This is a genomic window from Bacillus sp. FSL K6-2841 (assembly GCF_037976435.1).
Lineage (GTDB): Bacteria > Bacillota > Bacilli > Bacillales > Bacillaceae > Bacillus > Bacillus pumilus.
On sequence record NZ_CP150266.1, the window covers coordinates 1257197 to 1283256 of the forward strand.

At 44.1% G+C, this 26060-nt stretch carries 26 protein-coding genes; 23 read left to right on the forward strand and 3 right to left on the reverse strand.

Annotation, left to right across the window (positions count from 1 at the left end; translation table 11 throughout):
* Window positions 1-11: 11 nt before the first annotated feature.
* The 11 genes from MHH68_RS06180 to MHH68_RS06230 all read left to right on the forward strand — a co-directional run bounded on the left by MHH68_RS06180 (window position 12) and on the right by MHH68_RS06230 (window position 9677).
* Window positions 12-290 (forward strand): PTS sugar transporter subunit IIB, encoded by a 279-nt coding sequence (locus MHH68_RS06180; protein ID WP_003212259.1) that lies wholly within the window; start codon window positions 12-14, stop codon window positions 288-290.
* Between the two features lie 63 nt (window positions 291-353).
* Window positions 354-800, forward strand: a complete 447-nt coding sequence (locus tag MHH68_RS06185) for a hypothetical protein (protein WP_339165569.1) — start codon at window positions 354-356, stop codon at window positions 798-800.
* Complete coding sequence (locus tag MHH68_RS06190; RefSeq protein WP_339165570.1) at window positions 797-1828, forward strand: alcohol dehydrogenase catalytic domain-containing protein; 1032 nt, start codon at window positions 797-799, stop codon at window positions 1826-1828. The genes MHH68_RS06185 and MHH68_RS06190 overlap by 4 nt, the downstream gene beginning before the upstream one ends.
* Window positions 1829-2010: 182 nt before the next feature.
* Window positions 2011-2994 carry a thiamine pyrophosphate-dependent dehydrogenase E1 component subunit alpha gene (locus MHH68_RS06195; protein WP_058014219.1) on the forward strand — a complete coding sequence of 328 codons (984 nt, stop codon included), beginning with the start codon at window positions 2011-2013 and terminating at the stop codon, window positions 2992-2994.
* 31 nt (window positions 2995-3025) lie between these two features.
* Complete coding sequence (locus tag MHH68_RS06200; RefSeq protein ID WP_144462509.1) at window positions 3026-4006, forward strand: alpha-ketoacid dehydrogenase subunit beta; 981 nt, start codon at window positions 3026-3028, stop codon at window positions 4004-4006.
* A gap of 17 nt (window positions 4007-4023) precedes the next feature.
* Window positions 4024-5349, forward strand: coding sequence for a dihydrolipoamide acetyltransferase family protein (locus MHH68_RS06205; protein WP_323640227.1), 1326 nt, complete (start codon window positions 4024-4026; stop codon window positions 5347-5349).
* Window positions 5350-5361: 12 nt separating this feature from the next.
* Window positions 5362-6744, forward strand: a complete 1383-nt coding sequence (gene lpdA / locus MHH68_RS06210; protein WP_339165572.1) for a dihydrolipoyl dehydrogenase — start codon at window positions 5362-5364, stop codon at window positions 6742-6744.
* A 25-nt stretch (window positions 6745-6769) separates the two neighbouring features.
* Window positions 6770-7471, forward strand: coding sequence for an SDR family oxidoreductase (locus MHH68_RS06215; RefSeq protein WP_199800893.1), 702 nt, complete (start codon window positions 6770-6772; stop codon window positions 7469-7471).
* A complete protein-coding gene (locus MHH68_RS06220) occupies window positions 7449-8234 on the forward strand; it encodes an SDR family oxidoreductase (protein ID WP_058014215.1) in 786 nt (261 codons plus the stop codon). Before MHH68_RS06215 ends, MHH68_RS06220 begins: the two co-directional genes overlap by 23 nt.
* 93 nt (window positions 8235-8327) lie before the next feature.
* Window positions 8328-9284 (forward strand): sugar-binding transcriptional regulator, encoded by a 957-nt coding sequence (locus tag MHH68_RS06225; RefSeq protein WP_058014214.1) that lies wholly within the window; start codon window positions 8328-8330, stop codon window positions 9282-9284.
* A gap of 63 nt (window positions 9285-9347) precedes the next feature.
* Complete coding sequence (locus MHH68_RS06230) at window positions 9348-9677, forward strand: hypothetical protein (protein WP_008358910.1); 330 nt, start codon at window positions 9348-9350, stop codon at window positions 9675-9677.
* Window positions 9678-9801: 124 nt separating this feature from the next.
* Here MHH68_RS06230 and MHH68_RS06235 read toward each other — a convergent pair whose 3' ends face one another.
* On the reverse strand, window positions 9802-11127 hold the full coding sequence (locus MHH68_RS06235; RefSeq protein WP_058014213.1) for an amino acid permease: 1326 nt from the start codon (window positions 11125-11127) through the stop codon (window positions 9802-9804).
* A 318-nt stretch (window positions 11128-11445) separates the two neighbouring features.
* Between MHH68_RS06235 and MHH68_RS06240 the strand changes: the two genes are divergently transcribed.
* Complete coding sequence (locus MHH68_RS06240) at window positions 11446-12402, forward strand: ring-cleaving dioxygenase (RefSeq protein ID WP_339165573.1); 957 nt, start codon at window positions 11446-11448, stop codon at window positions 12400-12402.
* Between the two features lie 121 nt (window positions 12403-12523).
* On the opposite strand, the gene MHH68_RS06245 is transcribed toward MHH68_RS06240, so the two are convergent.
* Window positions 12524-13840, reverse strand: a complete 1317-nt coding sequence (locus tag MHH68_RS06245) for a trypsin-like peptidase domain-containing protein (protein WP_339165575.1) — start codon at window positions 13838-13840, stop codon at window positions 12524-12526.
* A 168-nt stretch (window positions 13841-14008) separates the two neighbouring features.
* Here MHH68_RS06245 and proG point away from each other — a divergent pair, with 168 nt between their 5' ends.
* The 10 genes from proG to MHH68_RS06295 all read left to right on the forward strand — a co-directional run bounded on the left by proG (window position 14009) and on the right by MHH68_RS06295 (window position 24404).
* Entirely contained in the window at window positions 14009-14833 is an 825-nt protein-coding gene (gene proG, locus MHH68_RS06250) for a pyrroline-5-carboxylate reductase ProG (RefSeq protein ID WP_339165577.1), read from the forward strand.
* 189 nt (window positions 14834-15022) lie between these two features.
* Window positions 15023-15847 carry a M55 family metallopeptidase gene (locus MHH68_RS06255; RefSeq protein WP_058014209.1) on the forward strand — a complete coding sequence of 275 codons (825 nt, stop codon included), beginning with the start codon at window positions 15023-15025 and terminating at the stop codon, window positions 15845-15847.
* Window positions 15848-15865: 18 nt separating this feature from the next.
* Window positions 15866-16801, forward strand: a complete 936-nt coding sequence (locus MHH68_RS06260; protein ID WP_003211100.1) for an ABC transporter permease — start codon at window positions 15866-15868, stop codon at window positions 16799-16801.
* The gene (locus MHH68_RS06265) at window positions 16798-17760 is read left to right on the forward strand and encodes an ABC transporter permease (RefSeq protein WP_044138912.1); all 963 of its coding nucleotides are present in this window, start codon (window positions 16798-16800) and stop codon (window positions 17758-17760) included. Before MHH68_RS06260 ends, MHH68_RS06265 begins: the two co-directional genes overlap by 4 nt.
* A 7-nt stretch (window positions 17761-17767) precedes the next feature.
* Complete coding sequence (locus MHH68_RS06270; protein WP_339165579.1) at window positions 17768-18778, forward strand: ABC transporter ATP-binding protein; 1011 nt, start codon at window positions 17768-17770, stop codon at window positions 18776-18778.
* Entirely contained in the window at window positions 18778-20400 is a 1623-nt protein-coding gene (locus MHH68_RS06275; RefSeq protein WP_339165581.1) for a peptide ABC transporter substrate-binding protein, read from the forward strand. Before MHH68_RS06270 ends, MHH68_RS06275 begins: the two co-directional genes overlap by 1 nt.
* 111 nt (window positions 20401-20511) lie before the next feature.
* Complete coding sequence (locus MHH68_RS06280; protein ID WP_339165583.1) at window positions 20512-21453, forward strand: LD-carboxypeptidase; 942 nt, start codon at window positions 20512-20514, stop codon at window positions 21451-21453.
* Window positions 21450-22529: a dipeptide epimerase gene (locus MHH68_RS06285; protein WP_058014204.1), complete on the forward strand. Its 1080-nt coding sequence runs from the start codon at window positions 21450-21452 to the stop codon at window positions 22527-22529. The genes MHH68_RS06280 and MHH68_RS06285 overlap by 4 nt, the downstream gene beginning before the upstream one ends.
* Window positions 22529-23446, forward strand: a complete 918-nt coding sequence (locus MHH68_RS06290) for a C40 family peptidase (RefSeq protein WP_339165586.1) — start codon at window positions 22529-22531, stop codon at window positions 23444-23446. Before MHH68_RS06285 ends, MHH68_RS06290 begins: the two co-directional genes overlap by 1 nt.
* Window positions 23436-24404 (forward strand): oligopeptide/dipeptide ABC transporter ATP-binding protein, encoded by a 969-nt coding sequence (locus MHH68_RS06295; RefSeq protein ID WP_058014202.1) that lies wholly within the window; start codon window positions 23436-23438, stop codon window positions 24402-24404. Before MHH68_RS06290 ends, MHH68_RS06295 begins: the two co-directional genes overlap by 11 nt.
* Window positions 24405-24442: 38 nt before the next feature.
* On the opposite strand, the gene MHH68_RS06300 is transcribed toward MHH68_RS06295, so the two are convergent.
* On the reverse strand, window positions 24443-25324 hold the full coding sequence (locus MHH68_RS06300; protein WP_339165588.1) for a dimethylarginine dimethylaminohydrolase family protein: 882 nt from the start codon (window positions 25322-25324) through the stop codon (window positions 24443-24445).
* A gap of 179 nt (window positions 25325-25503) precedes the next feature.
* Here MHH68_RS06300 and MHH68_RS06305 point away from each other — a divergent pair, with 179 nt between their 5' ends.
* Entirely contained in the window at window positions 25504-26025 is a 522-nt protein-coding gene (locus tag MHH68_RS06305) for an acyl-CoA thioesterase (RefSeq protein ID WP_058014491.1), read from the forward strand.
* Window positions 26026-26060 lie beyond the last annotated feature (35 nt).

Genomic DNA, 26060 nt, shown 5'->3' on the forward strand with positions numbered 1-26060 from the left:
GAGGGATTCTTATGGCAAAGAAAATATTGGTTTCATGCGGAACAGCGGTTGCAACGTCAACGGTTGTTGCTAAAAAGGTCGAAGAGACGTTAAAGGAAAAAGGATACGATGTTGTGGTGGAACAGTGCAAGGCATCTGAAGTCCCGCAAAAAGCGGAGGGCGCCGATTTAATCGTAACGACAACACCAGTGAGTGATACGAAAGGAACGCCTGTGATTCAAACATTATCCTTTTTAACCGGATTTGGCATTGAAGATGATATTGAAAAAATCATCGATCATATTAAGTAAACAATCATTCCATGGAGGAGCTTTCCCGGCTCCTTCTATGTATCTCTGAAAGGAGGACGTCTCATGCAGCATCATGCTTATAACCGAACGTCTGCAGTGTTGTCTATTTTTCTTCCAGCCGTACTCATCTGTCTGTTTTTCCTTTGGTCTCTTTATACGTTAATGTCAGCAGGGCCTGAACCGTTAGCTGTGTTAGGCGTTTATACGCTGCCTATCCTCATGCTTTCTAGTATCACTGGACTGAACCAGCCGACAAACGTCATCATTAGTGAAGATAAACTCAAAATCGGAGCGTTTGGCAGATGGCACACATATGCGGTCTCTGATATTAAAGGAAAGCTTTTTATTAAGCCATACCCTCATATCGGAAAAGTCTATGTCAGGGTGGGCCCATCTCGTATATTCGGAGGACGTTACTGGATATCCAGTGAGATGAGTGAGTACAAGCAGCTTGTGCAAACGTTGCAGGATTTTGCGAAAGGTGATGAAAAGGAGGATGCAGCTACATGAAATCAGCTGTCTTTTATTCTTCAGAGGACATTCGGTATGAGAAGCGGAACCGGCCTGCGATAAGTGAGGATGAAGTTCTATTAAGGATGCGTGCCTGCGGCTTATGCGGCACAGATATTTACAAAGCAACACATGAGACGGTACCTCCAGGAACGGTACTAGGGCACGAAATCGCTGGTGATATTGTTGAAACCGGAAAGCATGTGACAAATATAAAAACGGGAGACAGGGTTTATGTTGCGCACCATGTGCCTTGCTTTACCTGTGACTTTTGTCAAAGGGGATTTTATACAATGTGTCCGCAGTTTGCAGCCACTAATGTAGAGCCAGGCGGGTTTTCAGAGTATATCCGCGTACCTGCATTACATGTCAAGCACACAATGGGCAAGCTCCCAAATGACGTCTCATATGAGCAAGGGGCGATGGTGGAGCCAGTCGCCTGCTGCCTGCACGGTTTTGAACGAGCACCTGTTCATCCAGGAGATTCTGTACTGATCCTTGGAGCGGGGCAAATTGGCTGCATTCAACTACAGCTTGCCAAACATTACTTGGCTGGGAAAGTGATGATAACGGATGTGAATGAGAACCGGCTGCTGCAAGCGAGAAATTTAGGGGCAGACGTCGCTTTTCATCCAGCGTCTGAGCCGGTGGAAGACCGGGTCATGAGAGAAACAAATGGAAAGGGAGCAGACCTCGTCATTATTTCTGTTGGGAGTAGTGCGCTTTTAAAAGAAGCGTTTCAAGCAGTAGCGAGAGGCGGAACGATTTTAGTATTTGCTCATTTCCCAAAGGGAGACGTCTCCATTCCGGCTGATCGGTTTTTCCATGATGAAGTGAAAGTAGTAGGAGCCTATTCCTCGCATCCTTATCACTACCTCGAAGCCTTTGAACTTCTAAGAGCAAAAGTGGTCAACACAGAAAAGATGGTGACGCATCGTTATCCGTTAAGTCAGCTCCTTCAGGCGATAGAATGCGCAAGGCACCCTGAAGGTGAGAGTGTCAAAATCATGATGTATCCAGATAAATGAGAACGTAAGGGATTGGGAGAGAAAGAGAAGTTCTTTAGAAAAGGGCTTTGCCTTTCTCTTTTTTTCTGATAAAAGGTGAAAACGCTTAAAAATGAAAGAGAAATGCTTGACTTCAATGATACTTAAACGTATGATAATTACAAATGTAACACATAAGAACAAATGTAAAGGGGAGAGAAGAAATGCAAAAACAAATCACTTTGCCTGAACAAATTAGTCATGAGAGATTAGCAGATTTATATAAACAAATGTGGTTAGTGAGATATTTTGATGAAAAGGTCGATCAATTCTTTGCGAAAGGACTTATCCATGGAACCACTCATTTATGTGTCGGACAGGAAGCGTCAGCTGTTGGATCAATTGCCGTATTAAAGGACGAAGATAAGATCGTCAGTACGCACCGTGGACATGGTCACTGTATTGCAAAAGGTGCAGAGGTCAATAAGATGATGGCGGAACTATTCGGGCGTGAGACTGGTTATTGCAAAGGAAAAGGCGGCTCGATGCATATCGCTGATTTAGAAAAAGGGAACCTTGGCGCAAATGGAATCGTTGGCGGCGGTATCCCGCTGGCAACAGGTGCAGCGCTCACATCTAAAATGAAACAGGAAGGCTTTGTCGTTCTTTGTTTCTTCGGAGATGGAGCGACAAATGAAGGAAGCTTTCACGAAGCATTAAATCTTGCATCCATTTGGGATTTGCCTGTTGTATTCATTTGTGAAAACAACCAGTACGGTATGTCTGGCCCTGTAAAAGAAATGATTAACATTGAAGACATTTCAACAAGAGCAGAAAGCTATGGAATCCCAGGAAAATCAATTGATGGAAATGACATGGTTGAGATTATGAACACAGTAGATCAAGCGGTCAGCCGTGCAAGAGCTGGAGAAGGTCCATCACTTGTTGAAATGAAAACGTATCGCTGGAAGGGTCACTCTAAGAGTGATGCGAAAAAATACCGTACACGTGAAGAAGAAACAGAGTGGAGACAAAAAGACGGGATCAAGCGCTTTAAATCTCTCTTGATTGAACTAAATGTTTTGACAGAAGAGCAGGCAGCGGTCTTACAGGAAGAAGCGAAGAAAGAAATTGAAGCGTCTGTAGAATTCGCTAAAAACAGTAAAGAACCGTCAATCGATACACTATTAGAGGATGTATACGCCTAATTAGGAGGGGAATCACGTGACAAAAACAACAGTGAGAGAGATTTCATATTTAGAAGCCGTTCGAGAGGCTATGAGTCAGGAAATGAGAGAGAACCAAGATGTATTCATTTTAGGTGAGGATATCGGCGTATATGGCGGTGCTTTTGGGGTCACGCGCGGCATGATTGAAGAGTTCGGTCCAGAGCGCGTGCGCAATACACCAATCTCTGAGGCTGCCATCGCAGGAGGTGCAGTCGGAGCGGCTTTGACAGGTATGCGTCCGATTTTAGAGCTTCAATTCTCTGACTTTATTACAATCGCAATGGATCAGCTTGTAAACCAAGCAGCTAAAACACGATACATGTTTGGTGGAAAAGGAAAAGTACCACTTGTTGTGAGAACACCAGCAGGATCAGGAACGGGTGCCGCAGCGCAGCATTCACAAAGCTTAGAAGCGTGGATGGCTCATATTCCGGGATTAAAGGTGGTTCAGCCTTCAACAGCTTATGATGCCAAAGGACTTTTAAAAGCAGCAATGGATGATGACAACCCTGTCATTTTCTACGAGCACAAGCTTTTATATAAAACAATCGGCGAAGTGCCTGAAGAGCCTTATTCGATTCCTTTAGGGAAAGCTGATGTGAAAAGAAGCGGGAAGGACGTCACAATTGTAGCAACAGCGATTATGGTACACAAAGCATTAGAAGCGGCGAAGGAACTAGAAGCAGAGGGAATCGATGTTGAAATCATTGACCCAAGAACACTCGTCCCATTAGATGAAGAAACCATTATCGAATCTGTGAAGAAAACGGGTAAATGTATCGTGGTTCATGAGGCGGTCAAACGAGGCGGCTACGGCGGAGAGATTGCAAGTATGATAGCGGAAAGTGAAGCGTTTGACTACTTAGATGCGCCGATTAAACGACTTGGCGGCCTTGCAGTTCCAATACCATACAACCCGACACTGGAAAAAGCGGTCATTCCACAAGTGCCAGATATTATTGAAGCAGCAAAAGAGCTTGCACGCTCTTAAATAAAGGGGAGAAGATCATGCCAAAAGAGATATTTATGCCGAAGCTAAGCAGTACGATGGAGATCGGAACCTTGCTTCAATGGTTTAAAGAAGAAGGAGATTCGGTTGAAATCGGTGAGCCTCTTTTTGAAATTATGACAGACAAGATCAACATCGAGGTGGAAGCCTATGATGACGGCATTTTTCTAAAAAAATACTACGAAGCTGATGATCAAATTCCAGTCAATGCTGTTATTGGATATATTGGAGAGGCAAATGAACAGGTGCCAAGCGAGCCGCCAGCACAGGCAGATGAGGATTCCTCAGAAAGCAGCGAACCATCTTCACCAGACTCGTCTTCATCCAGTTCTACTGAAGCTCCAAAAACATCTGATGAAAAAGTACGTGCCACGCCCGCAGCGAGAAAAACGGCAAAAGATCATCATGTGGCGATTCAAGAGGTATCTGGCACAGGACCAAAAGGCAGAGTCCAAAAGCGGGACGTCGAGGCAGTCGTTCATTCTAGTGAGAAAGACCGACGCGTCTCACCACTTGCAGAAAAAGTCGCTGCTCGTGAAGGAATCGATTTAGCAGCAGTTTCTGGATCTGGCGCTCACGGCAAGATCATGAAGAGTGACGTACAAGCAGCAGCAACGCAAACAACAGAGGCTTCGCCTGTGAAAACACAAAAATTAGCTGGCATGAGAAAAGTGATTGCTGATCGCATGTCACAAAGTGCCTTTACAGCACCGCACGTCACATTAACAAGTGAAATTGATATGACGAAAGCAAAAGAAGTGCGTCAGCAGCTACTCCCGGCGATTGAAAAAGAGACAGGCTACCGGTTGTCGTTCACAGAAATCATCATTCATGCGGTCAGCCATGTACTCACGCGCCACCCGCAGATCAATATGACATTTGAACAAAATGAGCTCCATTTCCATGAGGATGTACACATTGGTCTTGCTGTTGCAGTGAAAGACGGCTTGATGGTACCAGTCATTTCTCATGCGAATCAAAAAGGGTTAAAACAACTAACAAAAGAAGCGAAAGAAATTGGCCGAAACGCACGCGATCAAAAGCTGCTTCCGGACCAGCTGAAAGGGTCCACTTTTACGATTAGTAACTTAGGCATGTATGCTATTGATACCTTTACCCCGATCATTAATCAGCCGGAAGTGGCGATTTTAGGAGTAGGACGGATTCAAGATAAGCCTGTTGCAGTGGATGGAGAAATTCAGGTGCGGCCAATGATGGGTGTCAGTTTATCGTTTGATCACCGAGTGGTAGATGGCGCACCAGCAGCTGCCTTTTTAACAGACCTTAAAAAAGTGCTTGAACAACCATTTGAATTGCTAATGTAGGAGATGAATCGGATGACGAAAACGTATGATCTGACAGTCATTGGCGGAGGGCCTGGCGGGTATACTGCCGCCCTTCAAGCGGCTGAGCGCGGACGGAAGGTTGCTTTGATTGAGGAGGATTTTCTAGGCGGTACTTGTTTAAATCGAGGCTGTATCCCTTCAAAGACCCTGCTGAAACATGCAGAAGTCATTGAATCAATCGAGAAGGCGAAAAGCTGGGGAATCGAAACAGGTGACATGATCCTTTCCTTCGATAAAATGAGAAAGCGCAAAGATGACGTCATTGAAAAGCTCAGAGGCGGAATCGCCTTTTTATTAAAGCAAGGAAAGATTGATGTATATAACGGCAGAGGCACAGCGGTGACCAAGCATCGGATTGAAATAGAAAAACAAGATGGATCAGAATCGATTGAAACGAAAGAGTTAATCATTGCTACTGGATCTTCACCGGCCATTCCGCCAATACCGGGGCTTAAAGATATTTCATTTGATACAAGTGATACAATCTTTGACATCCCAGATATTCCTGCTTCTGTCGTCATTATTGGCGGAGGTGTCATTGGTCTTGAACTTGCTTGTATCTTCCAAAGTCTTCAATCAAAAGTCACCATTATTGAAGCGGCACCGTCCATTATCCCGCAAGAGGATGAAGAAGCATCTAAGCTACTGGAAAGAGAACTCAAGAAAAAGGGCATCCATATTGCGAAGAAGACCACTGTGACAGAGTTGACGGAAAGCGAAGGAGTCAAAGCGGTTCATGCAACAGATGATAAAGGGGAGACGCACATCTTTACAGCGGAAAGACTGCTTGTCTGCGTTGGAAGAAAACCGAATGTATCAGCTGTTAGCCAGCTTGATCTTCAGCTCGATGGTCCGTTTATCAAGGTGAATGATCAGATGCAGACAAGTGCTGATGGTGTATACGCAGTTGGGGATGTCGCCGGCGGCTATCAGCTGGCTCATGCGGCGATGGCAGAGGCTGCTGTTGCGGTCAGCAATATTTGCGGCGTGCCTGAAAAAATGAATGCTGATATTATGCCTAGATGTATTTATACATTACCAGAGGTGGCAAGTGTAGGTCTAACGGAGAAAGAGGCAAAAGCCAAAGGGCTCAGCGTACAAACAGAACGATTTGATTTAGCGGTCAGTGGTAAAGCGTTAGCGGCAGGTGTTCAAACAGGCTTTATCAAATTGGTGTACGATACAGCATATGGTGAAGTGATCGGCGCAACGATGGTTGGCCCGCATGTCACAGAGATGATTTCAGAAGCTTCTTCCTTTATGTATTTAGAAGGAACAGCAGAAGAGATGGCGAAAATGATTCATCCTCATCCGACCATCTCAGAAGGTTTTTATGAAGCAGCTCTTGAGATCGTGAGTAAGCTGAGAAAATAAATGCTAAACAAGGGATAGGGAGGAGATGCATGTGCACGTCCAGCTTCATCAGAAAGCGGCACTTGTGACAGGTAGCACAGATGGATTTGGAGAAGCCATCTGCCTGGCTTTAGCCCGGGCAGGTGCACATGTTTTTTTACACACATTTCATGATGAATCAAAGGCTAGAACCATTTGTGAAGACATTCAAAAAATGGGCGGTCAGGCGAGTATCATCATGAACCCGCTGGAGACGCCGCGTGATGCCACGCGTATGATGAGGCAAGTGATCGATACGTGCGGGAAACTGGATATTTTGGTCAATCAAGCAGCACAAGGAGCGGAAGCGGAGCTTGATGCCACTCACCCTAATGAGTGGATGGACGAAGTAGAAACAGCTGTGAATACTGTCTTTCTTTCCAGTCAAGCTGCCGTATGGCACATGGTTGACCAGAAGAAAGGCTGTATTATTAATATATCGTCATCAGGCAGTATCACAGGTGATGGCGGGATTTCACATGCGACATCGAATTCTATGCTGAATGCCATGACAAAAGGGCTGGCGCGAGAATTTAAAGACAAAGGCATTCGGGTGCTCGCCTTATTACCGCCGCCTCTCCATTTGATTCCTAACACAGAGCAAATCAAGGAGACTGTGGCCCATATGACGGTCTTTTTAAGTACATCATATGGCGCATTTACAGATGGTGCAGCGATTATGCTTGATGGGGGTGAGAGTGCTGGCTAATGATCAAAAACCAGTTCTCATCGTTGGCGGTGCCCAAGGGATAGGAAAGGAAATTGCCGAGCGTTTTTTAAAAGAAGGACACAGAGTGGCTGTGTCTGATATAGATGAACAAGGACTTTCACTTTTAAAAAAACAGCATTCTGAGCTGCTGACATTTCAAGCTGACGTTTCATCGTGGGAAAGTGTTCAGCAGATGATCTCAGCAGCTGAAAGGGAGCTAGGCGGCATTGCTCATCTTGTGTATTCAGCTGGGATGACAAAATCACTTCCTTTTTTAGAAGTCGATTTTTCACTTTGGAAAAAGACACTGGCTGTGAACTTGTATGGTCTTTATTATTGCATCAAAGCGTCAGCACCTTATATATGTGAGCGGCAAGAAGGAAGCATTGTCATGATTGGATCAGGATCTGCTATAACTGGCTCAGGCGGCGGAATTCAGTATTACGCCTCAAAAGCAGGTGCTTTTGGTCTGATGCGTTCGCTCGTAAAGGAATTAGGGGCGCACCATGTGCGTATCAATGTGATTGCCCCCCGCGTAATTGAATCTCAAATGCTTGATACGCTCTATCCTACTGAGGTGGAGAAAAGGCAGCTGCAATCGCTCATTCCTGTCGGGAGATTAGGAAGACCAGACGATATTGCAGGACTCACTTTATTTCTTACAAGTGACGAGGGAAGCTATCTGCACGGACAAATTATCCTGTTAGACGGCGGGAGAACGTATCAGCCAAAATATACGGAGGGAAAAAGAGCGGAGAGGTAATCGCTCTTTTTGTCATTTTCGTAACAATTGTTCCAATTAGAAACGAATGTTTGGTATACTGGGAATCATAGTATATTAAAAGGATGATGTCACATGCTGAATTGGGAAGAAAGACGACAGCTCGTCAAAGTTGCTCATCTTTATTATACAGACGGGTGGACGCAGCAGGAAATCGCAAAAAAGCTCAATGTCTCGAGACCAGTCATTTCAAAGCTCTTACAAAAAGCAAAAGATGTGGGAATCGTTGAGGTGTACATTAAAGACGAAAGTATTCACACGGTGGAACTGGAAAAGCAGCTAGAAACAACTTTTCAATTAACAGATGCTGTCGTTGTCCCAAGTGTCGGGACAATGTCTGAGATGGTGAAACGTGCCGTCGGTCAAGCTGGCGCCTATTATTTATCTAAAAACATGAAAGATGCGGAGAAAATCGGCATTTCATGGGGAACTACGCTAGCTGAGCTTGTAAAGGAATACCCGTTCGAGCGAAGAAACGATGTGAAGGTCATTCCATTAGAGGGTGGAATGGGCAGGCAGGCAGTCGACATTCATGCCAATCAGCTGGCATATGAGCTGGCAAAGAAAATGAATGGCACGTGTTCCTATTTATATGCCCCGGCGATTTTAGAAACAGAAGAATTAAAAGAGCGGCTTATGGCAATGCAGGATATAGAAGCTGTGCTTGAAGAAGGTAAAAATGTCGACATTGCCCTCATCGGTATTGGCAACCCGCATAAAGGTTCAACGTTAAAAACAGTTGGTTACTTAAAAGAAGAGGATTTATCTGGTTTAAGGCAATCAGGGGCTGTAGGTGATATTGGCTTTCGTTTCTTTGACGGTCAAGGCAAACCTGTCCAAGATGAACTGAATCAAAAGGTCATTGGTTTATCACTGGAGCAGTTAAAGAGCGTCAAAACGGTCATCGCTGTTGTAGAAGGAACCCATAAAGCTGAAAGTATTTTAGGGGCTTTAAATGGCGGATTTATTCAAGTGCTGGTGACAGACGAACTAACGGCGGCAGCCATTTTAAAGGAAGCTTCCGTCCAATAAACGGCTCATAGCCATCGAATTGTATAAAAAGAGCAACATCAAACGAGAAAGGAGCTGTGTATCTTGAAGAAAACCGAAATGGAAGCGAACCTACATTGTACTCGGTGCCAAGAAGAGACCCTCCACAGCATCGTTTATGTGAATGATCAGATGAAAAGCGTTGAGTGTACAGAGTGTCATCAGAAGATCAGTGTGCAAGTCGACATCATGAAGGAATTTTACAAAGAAGTATACGAAAAAATTGCGACAAAGCCAAAACGGATGACGCAAGAATATAAGGCGAATTTGAATGGATTTATCTCAAGACTCCCAATCCGCGTGCTTAGTAAGCCATACCGGCTCATGAGATATTTAAACGAATCATACAAAGTGATTAAGCAATATAAAAAATAGCAGAGCACTAGCGCGTTTAGACAAAACCTCGCATTCTTTGACAGGTCTGCGCTCAGATGCTCGTTCTTTCTAGAAAGCAAAGGTTTTCTATCACGCTGTGAAGAAAGAAAAAAAGCAGAGCTGATTAGCGCTCTGCTTTTTTGTGTGCTTTTTTCATATAATAATAAATAGGCAGTCCAGCAATTCCGATCAGCATGGAGATGAGACAGCTTTTCCAGTCGGTGATCATGGTGCTGATTAAGACGAATAAAGAACCGATAATTGCAACGATTGGAGTGAGCGGGTAAAGTGGTACGCTATAAGCACGCTCCATTCCTTTGTTTTGTTTTCTCAATTTAAAGACTGCGAAAAAGGCCATGACATAAAAGATGTAGATCATGAAAATCGAAACCTCTGACAGTTTTTCTGGATTGCTGACGATCATAAATACAATGGCGATCAAAATTTGTACAAATACCGCAATCCACGGTGTTTTAAATGTAGGGTGAATACGCGAAATCGCGTTTGCGAAAGGAATTTGCTTTCGCTCTGCCATCGCGAAAATCACACGTGGGAATGAAAGAACCTTTCCGTTCAAACAGCCAAAGATACTAATGATGATGCCGATACTAATGACCTTACCGCCGATTGGGCCAAAGAGCATTGTCGCAGCAGTACTTGTCGCATTTTCTCCAAGCTGTACGATTTGATCTGCTGGTAACACGTGTAAAAGAGCAACATTAATAAAGAGATAACAAGCCGTGACGATTAAAATCCCGCCTGCCATTGCACGAGGCAGCAGCTTCTCTGGGTTTTTCATTTCACCGCCAAGTGCTGCAAGCAATATCCAGCCATCATAAGCAAACAACGTAGCCAAAATCGCTGCACCAAAGTTCATTTGAGCGATACTATCGTTGACTGCCATCAAAATATTTTCGTTTCCTTTCCATAAGCCAAACACAATAATAGCGGCAATCGGGACAAGCTTTCCGATGGTGGTCAGTCCTTGTACAAAACCGCCATATTTTGTGCCCATAATGTTAATTAAACATAAAAATAAAACAGTGATAATGCCGATTGTTGTCGACCATAAAGAAGAAAGAGAAAATAAATTGGCTAACAATGAACCAAAATAAAGACCGAGCGCACCGATGATGGCAGGCCCGTAAATGATAATCTGTACCCAGCCGCATAAATAGCCCCAAAACTCACCATACACTTCTTCAAGGTAGGCATACAATCCGCCAGTCCGAGGGATTTGTGTGCCAATTTCAGCAACAGTGAGTCCGCCTGCAAGGGTTAAAATGCCACCTAGCAGCCAAGCGAATAATGCGATATCTGAGCTTCCTGAATAGGAAAGGACGTTGCCTGGCTTCATAAAGACGCCGGACCCGATAATCGTCCCGATGACAAGAGATAGGGCGAAAAATAAGCCGATGTCCTGTTTTAACGCTGGTTGTTCTTTGTTCATTACACACGACCTCCTGCATCACTTTCGTACGTTACTGTGACATGTATTTTGTTCATTGTAATACGATTTTAGGAAAACAAGAATTAAAAAAATTTTCTGATTTTCGTATTTGTATTTAAAAGTGTTCGTTTATTGGAGAAATCAGGGTAAATGTTTCGTTAAAAACGAACGATAAAAGATTATTTTTGATTTAATGTTAATTTTATCGTTAGAAACCGAACATCTAGCCAAATGGTTGACTTTTCTTGAAAAATGACCTATTTTATTCATAAGGATATTATCTTGAATTCGAGATATTTTGAAATAGGAGTGAATATAATGAAAATCAATGGGATTCACCACGTATCTGCATTAACAGCCAATGCTCAAAAGAATGTTGATTTCTACCGCCAGATTCTTGGCTTAAAACTTGTAAAGAAAACAGTCAATCAGGATGACCCATCTATGTATCACTTATTTTATGGAGATGAGGTCGCTTCACCGGGAACGGAGCTCACCTTCTTTGAAATTCCAATGCTCGCCCGTCGTTTGAAAGGAACAAATGCCATCACAAGCACAGGCCTTCTCGTTTCTTCTGAAGAAGCACTTTCATTTTGGGAAAAGCGTTTTGAAAAAAAAGGCGTGCAGCAAGAAACGGCTTCCTTAAGAGGGGGTAGACCTGCCTTGCGCTTCCAAGATCCAGAAGGGCAGCAGCTATTTTTAACAGTAGAACCGAACGCACAAGAAGCAGGCTCACCGCCAGTGCATGATGATATTCCGGCAGAGTTTGCCATTAGAGGTTTGGGGCCAGTGGAATTAACCGTTGCAGAAGCGGACAAAACGATCCGTGTTTTAACAGACATCCTTGGCTTTACCGAAAGAGCGCGTGAACAATCAAATGATGGTGAGATCGTGACCATTTTTGAGTCAGGAAATGGCGGTGCTGGAACAGAAATTCATGTGATCGAAAAAACGGAAGGACCTTCTGAGCGTTCAGGCAGAGGAAGTGTGCATCACGTAGCCTTTCGCGTGGAAGATGCTGAGGAACTGGAAAAATGGTATGACAAAATATCAAAAGCAGGCTTCACGAACTCTGGTGTTGTGGAACGTTTCTACTTTAAAGCCCTTTACTTTAGAGAACCGAATGGTATCTTATTTGAAATCTCAACAGATGGTCCTGGGTTTACAGTGGACGAAGGAGTAGATGAGCTTGGCGATCAATTAGCCCTTCCTCCATTTCTAGAGCACAAACGAGCAGAAATTGAGCAGAGATTAACGCCAATTCAGTCATCATAAGAGCAGTTCATTCATGTATAGATAAATTCTTTCATTTTTTGTCATTTCTGCAAATATTTTCTATCAAACTGAAAAGAAAAAAGGGTAAAATCATCTTGATTTTAGCCCTTTTTCTTTTGCATTAGGAACTTTCCTGCTTAGATTCAGTTTGTGTTAATGTCACCTTCTTCGTTTCTTCCTTTCCGTTTCGAATGAGTGTGATGTTTACGGTGTCTCCAACTTTCGTATTCGTGTATAGTTCATGACGTAATTCACTTCCGGTTTTGATTTGTTTCCCATTGATGGCGGTAATGACATCCTCAGACTTTAAGCCGGCTTTGGCGGCAGGTGAGCCTGCGGCGATTTCTTTGATGTATACGCCCTGATCAAGCTGACTGTTTTTGAGACCGAGTGTTTCTTTCTGATATATGTCTGGGACTTGTTCGAGATCCAGCATGCTGATGCCGATATATGGACGCTCAATCTTTCCTTTTGCGAGAAGCTGATCGGCGATTGGTTTGACATCATTGATTGGAAGCGCGAATCCAATACCTTCAACACCTGTTTCAGAAATTTTCATACTCGTGATCCCCACAACCTTTCCATCTGTCGTAAGAAGTGGTCCGCCGCTGTTTCCTGGGTTAATAGCTGCATCTGTTTGAATCACATTAATGCTGCTTTCGCCTGCTGATGTGTTCATTGAGACTGTTCGGTCGACACCGCTGACAATTCCTTGGGTCACGGTTCTTGATAGATCTTCACCAAGCGGGTTTCCGATCGCGATGACAGTTTCCCCAGCACGCAGCGAGGAGGAATCGCCTAATGCCGCGACCTTCGTTACATGACTGCTGCTAATTTCTACAACTGCTAGGTCAGTCAGCGGGTCAGCTCCAACCAATTTACCTTTGGTGGTTTTGCCATCGTGCAAGGATACTGTGAGTTTATTTGCCCCTTCAATGACGTGGTTGTTTGTTAAGATATAGGCTTTGCTGCCGGATTTTTTGAAAATCACCCCTGAGCCTGTACCGGTTTTTTCCTCTTGACTGCTTTTATTTTGCTGTGATTCATCAAAAGGCGTATTGAAATCGCCAAAGCCCATGTCTGTTTGACTTTGCGCTTGATAGTTTGTAATGCCGACAATGGCTGGCGATACATCTTCGACCATGCTTGAGATACTGCTTGATGAATGTGATGTTTGGACAGCAGTTGTTTTTGACGAACTGGCACTTGTATCATTTGTTGATACAGCTTCTGTTTTTGCAGCAGAATCGCTTGCTGTGTTGTTTGATGCGTGCTGGGCATATGGCGTAAGGACATACACACCTAACGCTAGTATGCCGCCTACAATGCCGCTAACAAATGGCTTAAACCAGCTGTTTGGCTTCTTCTTTTGTTTTTGTGGCTGCTTCATTGTTTGAATCTCATGAGAAGGTTGGTTTTCATGTTTGTGATGTGTCATTCGAATCACTCTCTTTCTTCAATTTTTCATGTATGGTTCGAGGTGGGATGACCTTAATGTGTGGCGATTGGCTTTATCGTAAGAAAAAAGTGTGGGATAAAAATGAAAACATTGTGGGAAATTGTTAAAATAAGTAGTGAATCTAAGCCAAATAGAGGAGATTAAACTGTGGAGAAAATTGGAATCATTGGATATGGAAGCATGGCTGATATGATGGTGCAAAAATGGCTGGAAAAAGAAGTGCTCAATGCCCATCAAATCATGATCCATACAAGAAGTGAAACGGACCGCCTGCTTCAACTCAAAGACAAGCATCAAGAAATAAACATCTGCTCATTAGACGAACTTTCTGCGTCATGTGATGTACTTTTTATCTGCGTGCCGCCGCTTGCTGTACTTGATGTACTCGATCAACTGCCTTCAGCAGCCAAATCGGTTCATATTGTGTCAGTAGCCGCGGCTGTGACGTTAGACAAGTTATCAAAGCATACGACTCACCCAATTTCCAGATACATCCCAACGCTCACGTCAGCAGTTGGAACGGGCGTATCCCTCGTTGCGCATGGTGAAACTGCTGGAGAGGAAGAAAAGGTGCGTTTGCATCGCCTCCTTTCAGCTTTTAGTATCGTACGTGAAATAGGGGAAGACCAGTTTGATGCGGCGAGTAACTTGACGAGCTCATCTCCTGGTTTTATCGCTGCTCTTTTTGAAGAAATGGCGAGAGCCGCTGTGAGAAATAGTGAACTTTCATTAGAGGAAGCGTATGAATTTTTAACGTATGCCCTTTTAGGCACAGGTCAAGTCCTTGTAGAACGAGGCCTCACCTTTGCTGAAACCGTCGATAGGGTGGCGACAAAAGGGGGCATTACAGGAGAAGGCGCCGATGTTATTCAAAAGCAGGCACCTCAGATGTTTGATGATCTATTTACACAAACCATGAAGAAATATGAACAGCTAAAATCACAGATTAACGAAGCGGACAAACACCACTAAAGACATAGTTAGTGGTGTTTTATTTGTTAAAAAAATCCTTTGTCACAAAGTCTTTTGACCTGTATTATCTGAGTCTAATTTCCTTATTTTCAGAAATTGTATTGAAAAATCAATCAAGTAATCATATAATTTTTTAGAAAATTTAGAAAAATATACACAAATTTTAAGTTTAATTAAAGGGGGATGGGGATGAAGCTCTATGTATCTGTCGATATGGAGGGGATTACTGGTCTAGCTGATCATACATTTGTCGATGCCCGTCAGCACAATTATGAACGGGGCAGAAAGATCATGACAGGTGAAGTGAATGCCTGTGTGGAGGCTCTTCTTCAGCATGGCGCAACCGACATTTTGGTCAATGACAGTCATTCCAAAATGAATAATTTGTTGATTGAAGAATTGCATGAAGAGGCATCTCTTATATCTGGTGACGTCAAGCCTTATTCAATGGTTCAAGGGCTAGATCAATCCTATGACGCTGCTGTTTTTTTAGGCTATCATGCGAGGGCGTCTATGAAAGGTGTGATGTCCCACAGTATGATTTTTGGTGTCAGACATTTTTACATAAATGATCATCCAATTGGTGAAATGGGCTTTAATGCGTATGTTGCAGGCTACTACGGTGTGCCGGTGATTCTTGTTTGCGGAGATGATCAAGCAGCACTTGAAGCAGAAAAGCTGATGCCTGGTGTGAAAACAGTGGCAGTAAAAGAGACCATATCAAGATCTGCTGTGAAATGTCTCACTCCTGCCAAAGTCAACCAACAAATCTCGCAGCAAGTGGAAGCCGCAATGAAACAGATTCATTACATCAAGCCGCTGACGCCTCCTGATCAGCCGCTGCTGAAGATTGAATTTGCCAATTATGGACAAGCTGAATGGGCGAATTTAATGCCAGGTACTGCCATCATAGAAGGAACAACAACGGTGACGTATCAAGCAGAGAATATATTAGAAGCCTACCAAGCGATGCTTGTCATGACAGAGCTTGCCGCACGTACAACATTTTGTTAAACGAGGGGGAGACGGCAGATGACCAGCTTTTTGCTCAAGCGTTTTATTGCGATGATTGCCACGATCTTAACAATTACAACGTTAACGTTTATTTTAATGAAGGTCATCCCAGGATCGCCTTTCAATGAAGAACGAAATACAAACGAAACGGTCCAGCGAAACCTCGAAAGCTACTATCACTTAGACGAACCACTGTATGTTCAATATGTCATCTATTTAAAATCCATCGTTACCTTTGATTTTGGTCCTTCCATTAAAAAGCCTTCTGAAAGTGTCAATGATCTATTGGCGAGAGGCTTCCCAGTCTCATTAGAACTTGGTCTTATCTCAATATTGATTGCTGTCATCTCCGGCATCCTGCTTGGGGTCATGGCTGCCCTCCGGCACAATGGCTTGATTGATTATATCGCCATGACCATTGCTGTTTTCGGTATATCCATTCCAAACTTTATCTTTGCTACTTTATTAATTCAGCAGCTTGCTGTGAATTTGAAGCTCTTTCCTACAGCGATGTGGACAAGTCCGATGCATATGGTGCTGCCAACCATTGCTCTTGCCGTTAGTCCGATGGCCATTATTGCCCGGTTAACAAGATCGAGCATGATTGAAGTGCTGTCTCAGGACTATATTCGCACTGCTAAAGCAAAAGGGCTTTCTCCCTTTAAAATTGTGTTCAAACATGCGCTTCGAAATGCGCTTTTGCCTGTTGTGACCATTCTTGGCACACTTGTCGCAAGTATTTTAACAGGAAGTTTTGTCATTGAAAAAATCTTTGCGATTCCTGGCATGGGAAAATACTTTGTCGAGAGTATTAACAACCGTGATTATCCTGTCATCATGGGAACCACTGTTTTTTACAGCATTATTTTAATCACACTTCTTTTCATTGTTGATGTGGCGTATCGCCTGCTTGATCCGAGGATTCAGCTGCATCAGAAAGGAGGAAAGGCATGAGTATACACCTCCAGCAGGATCAACCGAATCCGCATCATGAAGTGCCGGACGAATGGTTTTCTCCGAGAGAGCAAAAGAAAACGGAGGCCCATGCCATTAAAAGACCCTCTCTTTCGTATTGGGCAGACACATGGAGACGACTGAAGCAAAATAAGCTTGCGATGTTTAGTCTATCGGTATTGATTTTTCTTTTTATCATGGCACTATTAGGCCCATTGCTTGCACCTAATAGCGTGACAGAGCAGCGTCTTTCGATGCAAAATCTGCCGCCATCGGCTGCTCACTGGTTCGGAACGGATGAGCTTGGACGAGATGTGTTCACGCGTACATGGTACGGGGCACGTATTTCGTTATTTGTAGGCGTCATGGCAGCCCTGATTGATTTTGCTATCGGCGTGATCTATGGAGGGATTGCCGGTTATAAGGGCGGGAGATATGACCATGTCATGATGCGAATCGTCGAGGTGCTCTACGGTCTTCCTTATTTACTTGTTGTCATTTTATTGATGGTTCTGATGGGGCCAGGGCTTGTCACCATTATTGTAGCGCTCACTGTCACCGGATGGATTGGAATGGCAAGAATCGTGAGAGGTCAAGTTCTTCAGCTGAAAAGCCAGGAATATGTCCTTGCCTCAAAAACCTTTGGTGCAAAGAGTCTGCGGATCATTCGCCGCAACCTGCTGCCGAATACGATGGGGCCGATTATCGTTCAGATGACCTTAACTGTACCGACCGCGATATTTGCAGAAGCGTTTCTAAGCTTTCTTGGTTTAGGCATTCAAGCACCGTTTGCAAGCTGGGGCGTGATGGCAAATGATGCGCTGCCGACAGTGCTGTCAGATAACGGGCATTGGTGGCGTTTATTTTTCCCTGCGTTTTTTATTTCACTCACGATGTTTTGCTTTAACAATTTAGGTGATGGCTTGCAGGATGCGCTTGATCCGAAGATGAAGAGGTGATGGCGCTTTGAAAAAAGTTCTACAAATCATCGATCTGCACGTCAGCTTTCGGACATATGGCGGCTCAGTTCGAGCGGTACGCGGAGTGAATGTGGATGTATATGAAAAAGAAACCCTTGCCATTGTAGGAGAATCAGGCTGCGGGAAAAGTGTGACTTCACAAAGCATCATGAGGCTGCTGCCAGCATACAGCGCTCTTGTTGATCAGGGAGAAATCTGGTTTGAAGACCGCAATTTACTGTCTTTATCTGAAAAAGAAATGCGTGCCATACGAGGTGTCGATATTTCGATGATCTTCCAAGATCCCATGACCGCACTGAACCCAACCTTGACAATCGGCGATCAGCTCATGGAGGCGGCAAAGGAGCATCAAAAGCTGACGAAAAAGGAAGTGAAAGAAGCCGCCATTCGGATGCTTGATTTGGTCGGCATTCCGCAGCCGAAGGAAAGGCTAAAGCAATACCCTCATCAGTTCAGCGGGGGAATGAGGCAGCGGCTCATGATTGCCATGGCACTGATTTGCGAGCCGAAAGTGCTGATTGCTGATGAACCGACGACCGCACTGGATGTGACCATACAGGCACAAATATTAGAGCTGTTTAAAGAGATTCAGAGAAAAACAGGGGTCACCATTATTTTAATCACACATGATTTAGGGGTCGTAGCCCAAGTCGCAGACCGAGTGGCGGTCATGTACGGAGGGAAAATGGTGGAGGTCGGAACGAGGCGAGATATTTTTTACAGTCCGCAGCACCCTTATACAAAAGGACTTCTGCAATCCGTTCCAAGACTTGATATGAAAGATGAACTCATTCCAATTGAAGGAAGCCCGCCTGATTTATTTGCTCCGCCAAAGGGCTGTCCGTATACAGATCGCTGCCCTGCCGCCATGAAGGTATGTGATCATATCATGCCGCATGAAACGCAGCGGTCACCTACCCATACAGTGCATTGCTGGCTCCAAGATGAGCGTGCGAATCAAACCGTTTTATCTTCAACACAAAGGGGGAGTTTTTGATGAGAAAAAAGGGATGGATCATCAGTATATGTTTGTTAGCGATCATGCTGCTCGCAGGGTGTACAGCCAATGAGCAAGCAGGGAAAGGATCATCAAGCAAAGAGGGTGAAAAGAAAGTATTAACCTTAAATAACGAAAACGAACCGACGTCGTTTGATCCGCCGATTGGTTTTAATAATGTATCGTGGCAAGGACTCAATAACTTAATGGAGGGATTAACAAGACTGAATGAAAAGCACGAACCATCTCCTGCAATGGCGGAAAAATGGGAGATTTCAAAGGATGGAAAAACGTATACGTTCCATTTAAAAGATGGCATCAAGTGGTCAAATGGTGATCCAGTGAAAGCGAGTGACTTTGAATATGCGTGGAAGCGGCTTCTTGATCCGAAAACAGGCTCTTCTGCATCGTTCCTAGCATACATGATTGAAGGCGGAGAGGCATTTAACAGCGGCAAAGGAAAGAAAGAAGACGTGAAAGTCAGTGCTGTAAATGACAAAACGCTTAAGGTCACACTAGCATATCCGCAGAAATCGTTCTTAAATATGACCGCAAACCCTGCCTTTTTTCCTGTCAATGAACTGGTCGCAAAGAAGGACCCAAACTGGGCAAAAGACGCCAAAACCTTTGTCGGAAATGGACCGTTCAAGCTGACAGAGTGGAAGCATGATGAGAGCTTCACAATGGAAAAAAGTGAGACGTATTGGGATGAAAAATCAGTTAAGCTGGATCAAGTGAAGTGGCTGATGATCAGTGATCGAAACACAGACTATCAAATGTATCAATCAGGAGATTTAGATACTGCCTTTGTCCCAGCAGAGCAAAGTGAAAATCTGCTGAAAAATAAAGATGTACAAATTGAAGACCAGGCTGGATTGTTCTTTTATCGTCTGAATGTAAACATGGAACCTTTTCAAAATAAGAACATTCGCAAAGCTTTTCAAATGGCGATCAACCCGCAAGATATCGTGGATTATGTGACAAAAAATGAAGAGAAGCCAGCACGTGCTTTCGTCTCGCCAGGCATTCTAGATTCAAAGGGCGAGGATTTCAGAGAAGCTGGCGGTGATCTTGTGAAGAATGATAAGAGTGAAGCTGCGAAGCTATTAGAAAAAGGGCTGAAAGAAGAGAACTATTCAAAACTGCCAGCCGTCACATTGACATATAGTACAAAGCCTGAGAACAAGAAAAAAGCTGAAGCCATCCAACAGCAGCTGAAAGAAGCGCTAGGTGTAGATGTGAAGCTTGCAAACATGGAAGCCAATGTATTTGCAGAAGATCAAAAGGCGCTGAAATTCCAATTCTCACAAAGTTCATTTTTAGCAGACTATGCAGATCCGATCAATTTCCTAGAGAGCTTTCAAACAGGGAATGCGATGAACCGGACAGGATGGTCCAACGATACCTATGATCAGTTGATCAAAAAGGCAAGCCAAGAAGCAGATGAGCAAAAGAGAAACAACATTCTTCATGATGCAGAGGCACTTCTCATTGAAGAAGCACCGATCATCCCGATTCATTTTTATAATCAAGTCCATTTACAAAAAGAAGGCGTGAAAGGGATTGTCCGTCACCCTGTTGGGTATATCGATTTGAAATGGGCACAAGTAGATGGAGAGTGATATTAGGATCAAAAGACGCTTTGTAATAAAAGCGTCTGTTCCTTTATTCGTTCATGTTATGAAGCAGAAACCCATAGATTGAAAGAAACGAAGAGAAAGAGGGGATATGGCATGAGCCAGCTGCCAGTGGCACTTCAAACAGGGGATACGGTGGGGATTATTGCACCAGCAAGCCCGCCTGATGAGCTGAAATTAGCAAAAGGAATTGCCTTTTTAGAAAGCCTCGGGCTAAAGGTGAAAAAAGGGAAGTATTTGGGCCGCCGGTACGGGTATTTAGCAGGTCATGATCATGAAAGAGTGGAGGATTTCCACCGCATGTTTCAAGATCCAGAAGTGAAAGCGGTTATTTGTGCTTGCGGAGGATATGGGACTGGCAGACTTGCGGAAGCCATTGACTATGACCTGATTCGCCGGAATCCAAAAATCTTTTGGGGCTATAGTGATATTACGTTTTTACATACGGCCATCCAGCAGCAGACGGGTCTTGTGACGTTTCATGGTCCAATGCTCTCCTCTGATGTGGGACTTGAGGAGGTCCATCCTTATACGAAAGATACCTTTTTACAGCTGTTCGCACCGAAAACCTTTACGTATGCGCACCACTTGTCACCCCTTCATACTTTCTATCCGGGCACCGCTTCAGGTGAGATTGTTGGAGGAAATCTTGCCCTCATCGTGACAACACTTGGTACACCTTTTGAAATCGATACGAAGGGAAAGCTTTTGTTCATTGAAGATATTGATGAAGAGCCCTATAAAATTGATCGAATGATGCAGCACCTCATATCTGCGGGAAAATTGGATGATGCGGCTGGATTCATCATTGGAGATTTTCATCAATGTGAACCAAAAAAGAAAGATCAGTCCCTCACATTGAATCAAGTATGGGACACCTATATTGTGCCGCAAAAAAAGCCTGCACTTGGGGGCTTTCGGATTGGCCATTCTTCTCCGAACTTTGCCATTCCAATGGGCACGCGGGCTGCATTAGATGCGACAGGGAAAAAACTGCACATTTCTCCCGGCGTTGCAGCGAAAGAGGCGATCAAATGAAAATCGTCGATGTTCGTACATGCAGAATGAGCGTACCGCTAAAAAAACCGTTCAAAACCGCTTTGCGAACGGTGTATGACGCAGCATCTCTGATTGTTATCATCACATATGATCAAGGTGACGTCAGCTACGGAGAGGCAGTCCCGACAGCGGTGATTACAGGTGAAACGCTGGAAAGCATCGACTATGCCATCTGTGAAGTGATCAGACCGATATTGCTTGGGGCTTCCTTGTCCGAGTATGAACAAATTTTTTCTCGTTTGAACCGTGTGCTCGCTTGCAACACAAGCGCAAAGGCAGCGGTTGACATGGCCATTTATGATGGCTTAGCGAAGCAGGCAGGACTTCCGCTTTATCAATACCTTGGCGGATATCGCAGTCAGCTTGAAACAGATTATACGGTCAGTGTGAACCGGCCGCTTGAGATGGCGGAAGATGCGAAGCAATACGCAGCAGAAGGCTTTCAGACATTAAAGATCAAGGTAGGAAAAGATGATATAGACACGGATATTCAGCGTATCAAGCGAATTCGAGAAAAGGTCGGACCGGATATTCAGATCAGGCTCGATGCGAATCAGGGCTGGACGTGGAAGGAAGCGGTCGTAGCCATTCGAAAAATGGAGGCGCTGAATATCGAACTAGTCGAGCAGCCAGTGCCAAAAGAAGATATCGAAGGTCTGCGCCGTGTGACGGAGGCAACAGATACACTCATTATGGCAGATGAAAGCATTTTCAGTTTTCATGATGCGATCAAGGTGCTTGAAACGAGAAGCTGTGATTTGATCAATTTAAAATTAATGAAATCAGGCGGCATAAAAGAAGCCTTAAAAATCAACGCTTTAGCAGAAGCATACGGCGTAAAGTGCATGGTTGGCAGTATGATTGAGTCAAAACTCGGCATTACAGCAGCCGCTCATCTCGCCGCAAGCCAGCCGAATATCAACCGCTATGATTTTGATGCCCCGCTGATGCTAAAAGAGGACATGGTAGACGGAGGAATCGTGTACAAAGGAAAAGATATCTTTTTCCCGCCGCATCATGGATTAGGCATTCAAGGGGTGAAAGGAGTCTCATGATGATATTTGAATCAAAGGTTCCAGTTGCGAATGTATGGACAGCGCCGCAGTCACCGAGAGAAATCGATCAAAAGGTACTTCAGAGCTCCTTCAAAATCAAAGAGTGGATTGACAAGCAAACATATGAAGAAAAACTGGCTTTATGTGAAGAAAATCTGATCCAGTCGCAAGTACTGCTCGGTGAACGAGTCATTGGATTAGAAGAGACAGACGGCTGGATGAAAGTCGTTATTCCGCAGCAGGCCAGCCGGAAACATCCACAAGGCTATCCTGGCTATATACCTGCGAACCAACTAAAGCAAGTGACAGAAGGAAGTGCGCCAGCTATATCTCATATCGTTTGTCAGAAAAAAGCCACGCTCTATCAAAACGGGCAAGCGGACATGGAAATTAGTTTTTTAACAGAGCTCGCAGCTTTAGAAGAAACGAGTGATTGCTTTCGTGTTGTCACACCAGCAGGGACGAGAGAAATCAATAAAGAAGATGTGCAGCCAGTTTCCTCCACTTCCTCTATGACCGGAAAAGATGTTGTAGACAAGGGAAAACAATTTATTGGTCTTTCGTATTTATGGGGCGGCATGAGCAGCTTTGGCTATGACTGTTCGGGGTTTGCTTACAGCATGTATAAAGCGAGCGGATATCTTTTGCCGAGGGACGCAAGTGACCAAGCAGTGCAAGGAACACTGGTCGCATCAAGCCATTTAGAACAAGGCGACTTATTGTTTTTCGCCAATGACAATGGAAAGGGAGCTGTCCGCCATGTAGGGATCTATGCAGGTGACGGTATGATGCTTCACTCGCCTAAAACCGGCAGAGAAATTGAACTTCTTTCCCTTGCTGGCACTTCATATGAAAAAGAATGGGCAGGTGCAAGACGGTATTTGCCAAGCGAGAGGAGCAAAGGTCATGGCAGTTGAACCACTTTTACAAGTAAACAATCTCAAAAAACATTTTCATCTATCGAAAGGAAAAACGTTAAAAGCGCTAGACGGTGTCTCCTTTCAGCTGAAACAAGGTGAAACGTTTGGTCTTGTTGGCGAGTCTGGCTGCGGGAAATCCACACTTGGAAAAGTGCTTATGCGTCTTTATGAACCGACAGATGGGGAAGCCTTATATGAAGGGAAAAGCCTTCATCACCTTTCACAAAAGGAATCCTTTGATTTTAATCGGCAAATTCAAATGGTGTTTCAAGACCCGTATTCCTCCTTAAATCCGCGGCTGTCTGTTAAAGATATTATGCTGGAGCCAATGGAGATTCATAACCTTTATGGGAGTCAAAAGAGAAGGGTTGCCAGGGTGAAAGAACTACTGGAAGCTGTTGGACTTAGCTATGACTTTGCCACTCGCTATCCTCATGAATTCAGCGGAGGGCAGAGGCAGAGAATCGGTATTGCAAGAGCACTCGCCTTAGCACCGAAATTTATTGTGGCAGATGAGCCAATTTCTGCACTGGATGTCTCTGTTCAAGCGCAGGTCGTGAATCTGTTGAAGAAACTGCAAAAGGAGGAAGGGCTGACATTTCTCTTTATTGCACATGACCTGTCGATGGTCAAATATATTAGCGACCGAATCGGTGTCATGTATTTAGGTCATCTCGTCGAATTGACCAGCAGTGATGCGTTATATCAAACACCGCTTCACCCCTATACACAAGCATTGCTGTCTGCGATCCCCATTCCAGATCCTGACGTGGAGGACAAGCGCAAAAGGTTCATTTTAAAAGGAGAAATTCCAAGTCCAGTGAACCCGCCAAGCGGCTGTGTATTTCGAACAAGATGTCCTGCAGCGATGGATGTGTGTGCTGAAAAAAAGCCAACATTACAAGCAGTAGAAGAAGGGCATGATGTCGCCTGTCATTTATACGATCAGAAATAAAATAGGCAGATAAAAAGCCAGCAAGTAGACAAGCTGTTCTACACGCTGGCTTTTTTAGTGGATGAACGCCGAATCGGCAATGTGCAGCATCTAAAAGAGCCGCCAGATTTAATGATTTCTGAAAAATTCACTTCAATGACAGTGTAGCCGTGAGCGGTTAAAGCAGCATTTGTTTCTTGATTGATAGGCAAACTAATCACTTTTTTCTGTCCAATGGATAAAACGTTTGGACCGAGTGTGAATTGCTCTTGTTCGCTTATTTCAATGAGATGATAATGCATGTTGAGCAGGTGAAGATCCTCTTTTTTGAACGCTTCAGGATAAATCAATATCTCATCATGAGACAGAATATTCATCACACAATCGAGATGCAAAATGTGAGGAGGAAGATGAATGGGAATGATGTCATGATCCGGCAGTTCTTTTTTTAGCTCATGAATAGCGGCTGGGTTTGTTCTTTTGCTTGTTCCAACAAATACACGTGTTTGATCCACAAGGACATCGCCGCCTTCAATTGTTCCGTTTGTCAGGGTAACAGTATTCATTCCAATTCCCTGTGCCCACTCTTTTAACAATTGTTCTTCTCCTTGCCGAACCGGAGCGGCCATGCTTGAAACAAAGAGTGTATGTCCAATCGTAAACCCAATATCCCGAGTAAAGACCTGTTCAGGAAAGCGGTCATTTGCAGGAAGCATAATGGGGCGTACTTGATGGTCTTGTAGGGTTTGGATCAATTGCTTATGCTGAGCAATGGCTTTCATTTGAGAAATATTTTCTCTTGCAAAATGCTTTTGGGTTTCGTTGATGATCTGTTTGATTTCCATATAGATGGGACTGCATAAAAGGACTTCTTGTAAATCGTCATATTCACTCATGCATTGCGGCATTTTGTGTATTTGTTCTGCTCTCATAGAATCCATCAAATGGCCTCCTTGTTTGTTCATAGTTCTATTATTCCTCGTTCTAGTCATAGTTGAAACATTTCCGAAAGAAAATCTCTCACAAGAGACTAAAGCAAAAAGTTTAGACAAACCTAAAAGAATAGTGTTTAATAAAAGTCGTTCCGCATTCACGAAAACAGCAAGAAGGAGCTATGATGATGAGAGAAGAAAATTTCAAATACTGCAAGGAATCGAAAGTTGTAAAAACCAGCAGGGTATTCCCTCTCGATACGAATAATCACCAAACCTTGTTTGGCGGAAAATTAATGAGTTATATAGATGACATTGCTTCCATCTCGGCAGCAAGGCACAGCCGCAGTGAAACGGTCACGGCTTCTATGGATTCTGTTGATTTTTTAGAGCCAATTGGACAAAAAGAGTCAGTATGCTTGGAATCCTATGTGACATGGGTTGGCACGTCTTCCATGGAAGTGTTCGTTAAAGTTATGAAAGAAAACTTGATGTCTGGAGAGCGCAGACTCGCAGCGACTTCATTTCTGACATTTGTCTCGCTAGATGAAAATGGGAAGCCAAAACGAGTCCCGCAAGTCATGCCGGAAACAGAGGAAGAAATCATGCTGCATCAAACAGCGAAGCAGCGGGCAGAGGAAAGAAAGAGCCGCCGAAAGCATAGTAAAGCTTTGGCTGACGCACTTGGGACAGATAAGCCTTGGGCGTAAAAATCACCCTTTAAGCGGTGATTTTTTTCTAGGGT

Excerpts from the sequence above, each read along its gene's own strand:
- MHH68_RS06300 (WP_339165588.1), bottom strand. The coding sequence starts at position 25,324 with ATGGATTCTATGAGAGCAGAACAAATACACAAAATGCCGCAATGCATG.
- MHH68_RS06195 (WP_058014219.1), top strand. The coding sequence starts at position 2,011 with ATGCAAAAACAAATCACTTTGCCTGAACAAATTAGTCATGAGAGATTA.
- MHH68_RS06205 (WP_323640227.1), top strand. The coding sequence starts at position 4,024 with ATGCCAAAAGAGATATTTATGCCGAAGCTAAGCAGTACGATGGAGATC.
- MHH68_RS06180 (WP_003212259.1), top strand. The coding sequence starts at position 12 with ATGGCAAAGAAAATATTGGTTTCATGCGGAACAGCGGTTGCAACGTCA.
- lpdA (WP_339165572.1), top strand. The coding sequence starts at position 5,362 with ATGACGAAAACGTATGATCTGACAGTCATTGGCGGAGGGCCTGGCGGG.
- MHH68_RS06185 (WP_339165569.1), top strand. The coding sequence starts at position 354 with ATGCAGCATCATGCTTATAACCGAACGTCTGCAGTGTTGTCTATTTTT.
- MHH68_RS06275 (WP_339165581.1), top strand. The coding sequence starts at position 18,778 with ATGAGAAAAAAGGGATGGATCATCAGTATATGTTTGTTAGCGATCATG.
- MHH68_RS06245 (WP_339165575.1), bottom strand. The coding sequence starts at position 13,840 with ATGACACATCACAAACATGAAAACCAACCTTCTCATGAGATTCAAACA.
- MHH68_RS06190 (WP_339165570.1), top strand. The coding sequence starts at position 797 with ATGAAATCAGCTGTCTTTTATTCTTCAGAGGACATTCGGTATGAGAAG.
- MHH68_RS06280 (WP_339165583.1), top strand. The coding sequence starts at position 20,512 with ATGAGCCAGCTGCCAGTGGCACTTCAAACAGGGGATACGGTGGGGATT.
- MHH68_RS06225 (WP_058014214.1), top strand. The coding sequence starts at position 8,328 with ATGCTGAATTGGGAAGAAAGACGACAGCTCGTCAAAGTTGCTCATCTT.
- MHH68_RS06295 (WP_058014202.1), top strand. The coding sequence starts at position 23,436 with ATGGCAGTTGAACCACTTTTACAAGTAAACAATCTCAAAAAACATTTT.
- MHH68_RS06285 (WP_058014204.1), top strand. The coding sequence starts at position 21,450 with ATGAAAATCGTCGATGTTCGTACATGCAGAATGAGCGTACCGCTAAAA.
- MHH68_RS06220 (WP_058014215.1), top strand. The coding sequence starts at position 7,449 with ATGGGGGTGAGAGTGCTGGCTAATGATCAAAAACCAGTTCTCATCGTT.
- MHH68_RS06260 (WP_003211100.1), top strand. The coding sequence starts at position 15,866 with ATGACCAGCTTTTTGCTCAAGCGTTTTATTGCGATGATTGCCACGATC.
- MHH68_RS06255 (WP_058014209.1), top strand. The coding sequence starts at position 15,023 with ATGAAGCTCTATGTATCTGTCGATATGGAGGGGATTACTGGTCTAGCT.
- MHH68_RS06290 (WP_339165586.1), top strand. The coding sequence starts at position 22,529 with ATGATATTTGAATCAAAGGTTCCAGTTGCGAATGTATGGACAGCGCCG.
- MHH68_RS06235 (WP_058014213.1), bottom strand. The coding sequence starts at position 11,127 with ATGAACAAAGAACAACCAGCGTTAAAACAGGACATCGGCTTATTTTTC.
- MHH68_RS06215 (WP_199800893.1), top strand. The coding sequence starts at position 6,770 with ATGCATGTGCACGTCCAGCTTCATCAGAAAGCGGCACTTGTGACAGGT.
- MHH68_RS06240 (WP_339165573.1), top strand. The coding sequence starts at position 11,446 with ATGAAAATCAATGGGATTCACCACGTATCTGCATTAACAGCCAATGCT.
- MHH68_RS06265 (WP_044138912.1), top strand. The coding sequence starts at position 16,798 with ATGAGTATACACCTCCAGCAGGATCAACCGAATCCGCATCATGAAGTG.
- MHH68_RS06305 (WP_058014491.1), top strand. The coding sequence starts at position 25,504 with ATGAGAGAAGAAAATTTCAAATACTGCAAGGAATCGAAAGTTGTAAAA.